The 3580-nt window shown below is 65.3% G+C and carries 3 protein-coding genes and 1 pseudogene; all 4 read left to right on the top strand.

Features of this window, described 5'->3' with window-relative positions; genetic code table 11:
- Positions 1 to 1360, top strand: a 1360-nt coding sequence (gene argH, locus BG842_RS24925; RefSeq protein WP_069452899.1) for an argininosuccinate lyase, incomplete at its 5' end; no start/stop codon positions are given.
- 151 nt (positions 1361 to 1511) lie between these two features.
- A complete protein-coding gene (gene lysW, locus BG842_RS24920; protein ID WP_007976494.1) occupies positions 1512 to 1676 on the top strand; it encodes a lysine biosynthesis protein LysW in 165 nt (54 codons plus the stop codon).
- A gap of 60 nt (positions 1677 to 1736) precedes the next feature.
- Positions 1737 to 2597 carry a lysine biosynthesis protein LysX gene (gene lysX, locus BG842_RS24915; protein ID WP_069452898.1) on the top strand — a complete coding sequence of 287 codons (861 nt, stop codon included), beginning with the start codon at positions 1737 to 1739 and terminating at the stop codon, positions 2595 to 2597.
- A pseudogene (gene argC / locus BG842_RS24910) lies at positions 2597 to 3580 on the top strand (N-acetyl-gamma-glutamyl-phosphate reductase); the annotation flags it as partial. The gene lysX and the pseudogene argC, both read left to right, overlap by 1 nt.

Below are 3580 nucleotides of genomic sequence, written 5' to 3'. Positions count from 1 at the left end.
CGACGAGCGCATCTTCGCGGCGGACCTCGAAATCGACCGCGCCCACGTCGTGATGCTGGCCGAACAGGGCATCATCGACGACGAGGTAGCGGGCGAAATCCTCACCGCGCTGAACGTGGTCGAAGTCGAGGGCCACGAGACGCTCCCCGAGGGCGAGGACGTTCACGCCGCCATCGAAACGGCGGTCGTCGGACGGGTCGGCCACGACGGCGGGAAGATGCACACCGCCCGCAGTCGGAACGACGAGGTGGCGACCTGCATCCGCTATCGCCTCCGCGAGGACGTTCTCTCGCTCCTCGAAACCACGACGGCGCTCCGCTCGGCCCTGCTCGACGCCGCGGAATCGCACGCAGAGACGGTGATGCCGGGCTACACCCACCTTCAGCCCGCGCAACCGACGACCGTCGGGCACTTCCTCGCGTCCTACGAACAGGCGGTTTCGCGCGATACGGCACGCCTGCTCGATGCCTACGGGAGAATCAACCAGTGTCCGCTCGGCGCGGCGGCGTTCGCCGGAACGCCCTTCGACGTGAACCGCGAGCGCGTGGCGGAACTGCTCGGCTTCGACGGCGTTCTTGAGAACTCGATGGACGCTGTTTCGACCCGCGACTTTTTGGTCGAGACGGTCGCCGCCGCGGCGAACCTCGCCACGACGGTCTCCGGTGTCTCCGAGGACCTCGTGATTTACTCGAATCGCGGCTTCGTGGAACTCTCGGACGATTACGCGTCCACGTCGTCCATCATGCCACAGAAGAAGAATCCCGACACCTTGGAACTGGCTCGCGCGGTCGCGGGCGACGCTCACTCCGGACTGTCGGGGCTGCTCACCACGCTGAAGGGTCTGCCGCGCGCGTACAACCGCGACCTGCAACGCGCGACGCCGCACGCGTGGGACGCCATCGACGCCGTAACCGACGCGACCGAAGTCGCGGCTGGTGCGGTGGCGACCGCGGCGTGGAACGATGACGCGCTCGAGGACGCGGCCGGAGAGGGCTTTTCGACCGCGACGGGCGTCGCCGACCTGCTGGCGATGTGCGGTGTTCCGTTCCGCACGGCCCACGAAGTGGTTGCGACGGCGGGCGAAGCGGACTACGACGCTCTGGACTCGGCGGCCGAGGAGGTCCTCGGCGCACCGCTCTCGGAGTTCGTCGCCCCCGAGGAAGTCGAATCGGCACTCGACGCGGCGACGAGCGTCGCCATGCGCGATTCGGTCGGCGGTCCGGCGAGCGAGTCGCTGGCCGACTCGCTCGCCGACGCGGAAGCGACGCTCGTGGCCGACGAAACGACGACGACCGAGCTCGCTGAGTCGCTCGAAGCGGCCGGTGAAACGCTCCAGACGGAGGTTAACGACTATGCCTGAACTACCGCGACCCCCGCGTGGGGCACTACTTGATTACTAACATCGAAACCGCGGTATCTGCATTCTCACGCCGTTAGACGGCAGTCTATGCTTTTCTTTCATAATTAATAACGATGGATTTAAGTCCGATAGGGCGATACGAGAGAGTACAATGGCAGAATGCGTTGAGTGCGGAGCCGATGTGGCTTTGCACGACGATTTGGAAGCGGGCGAAATCATCGACTGTGGAACCTGCGGTGTCGAACTGGAAGTCATCGACGTGAACCCGCCAGTCCTCGACCGAGCGCCGGAGCTCGAAGAGGACTGGGGGGAGTAAATTGCACCGCGCAAATACGCACCATTTGCTGGCTCACGCTTGCCACCGGAGGTGGCTCGCGTGAATGTAGGCATCCTCTACTCTAGGATTCGCCGCGATGAAAAGCTCCTCCTCGCGGAGCTCCGCGAGCGCGGACACGAGGTAACGAAGATCGACGTGCGCAAGCAGACGTTCGATCTGACCGAGCCACCCGAGGCCTTCGAGGGGCTCGATCTCGTCGTGGACCGCTGTCTGGCGACGAGCCGGAGCCTCTACGCCACGCAATTCTGCGAGGCGTACGGGGTTCCCGTCGTCAACAGCCACGAAACCGCGGAGGTGTGTTCGGACAAGGCGAAGAACAGCCTCGCGCTCGCGGGCGCGGGCGTCCCCACGCCCGAGACGAAAGTCGCCTTCACGACCGACAGCGCGATGGAGGCCATCGAAAGCTTCGGCTACCCGTGCGTCCTCAAACCCGTCGTCGGTTCGTGGGGTCGCCTGATGGCGAAAATCGACTCGCGCAGTGCGGCGGAGGCAATTCTGGAACACAAGGCCACGCTCGGCCACTACGAGCACAAGGTGTTCTACGTGCAGGAGTTCGTGGACAAACCGGAGCGCGACATCCGCGTCGTCGCGCTGGACGGGAAGCCGGTCGCCGCGATGGTCCGCCATTCGGACCACTGGCTCACGAACGCCGCGAAAGGTGCTGAGACGGACGAGTTCGAACTCGACGCGGAAGCGAAGTCGCTGGTTGAGAAAGCCAGTGACGCGGTCGGCGGCGGTCTCCTCGGCGTCGACTTGATGGAGACCGAGTCGGGCTACACGGTCCACGAAGTGAACCACACGGTCGAGTTCAAGGCGCTGAACGAGGCGGTCGAAACGGACGTTCCCGCCGCCGTCGTGGACTGGCTTGAAACCAAGGTCCCCGCGGAGGTGGTCGCCTGATGGCCGCAGCGACCGACGCGGAGCAAGCGGACGCGAGCGGGGAGACGCTCTCGGCCACCGTCATCGGAGCCAGCGGCTTCACCGGCGGAGAGCTGCTCCGCCTGCTTGCCGGACATCCGAACTTCGAACTCGCACAGGCAACCAGCAGGGAGTACGCGAACAAGACGCTCGGCTCCGTCCACCCGAATTTACGTGGGTCCGACCTTCGCTTCTCGGAGCCTTCGGACCTCGAATCGGTGGACGTGCTGTTCGCCGCGACGCCACACGGCGTCTCGATGGAACACATCGACTCGTTCCGCGAGGCCGCCGACACGGTGGTCGATTTGAGCGCGGACTTCCGCTCGACACGGAAGCCGAGTACGACGAGTGGTACGACGGACACAGTTGTCCCGAATATCTGGACGAGGCCATCTACGCCCTGCCGGAACTGACGCGCGAGGAACTGCCCGGTGCGGACCTCATCGCCGCGGGTGGCTGTAACGCCACCGCGACGCTGCTCGGCCTGTCGCCGCTGTTCGACGCCGGAATCCTCTTCGGGAGCGAGCAGGTCGTCGTGGACGTGAAGGTCGGATCCTCCGAGGGTGGTGCCTCGCCGAGCAAGGCGAGCAGCCACGTCGAGCGCTCGGGCATCGTTCGCCCCTACGCGCCGACCGGCCACCGCCACGAGGCCGAAATCGAGGGGATTCTCGGAACGAGCGTGTCGTTCAGTGCACACGCCGTGGACATGGTTCGCGGAGCCTCCGCGACCTGTCACGTGTTCCCCGACTCGCCCGTCTCGAAGGGCGACCTCTGGAAAGCGTATCGAGAAGCCTACGAGGACGAACCGTTCGTCCGCCTCGTCGCGGGGGCGGCGGCGTCTATCGCTACCCGGAACCCAAGGCGGTCGCCGGGACGAACTACGCCGAGGTCGGGTTCGAACTCGACCCGACCAATAAACGCATCGTCGTCTTCAGCGCCATCGACAACCTGATGAAAGGGTCGGC

Source organism: Haladaptatus sp. W1 (assembly GCF_001723155.1).
GTDB classification, from domain to species: Archaea; Halobacteriota; Halobacteria; order Halobacteriales; family Haladaptataceae; genus Haladaptatus; species Haladaptatus paucihalophilus.
This window is presented reverse-complemented; position numbering and strand designations above follow the sequence as displayed.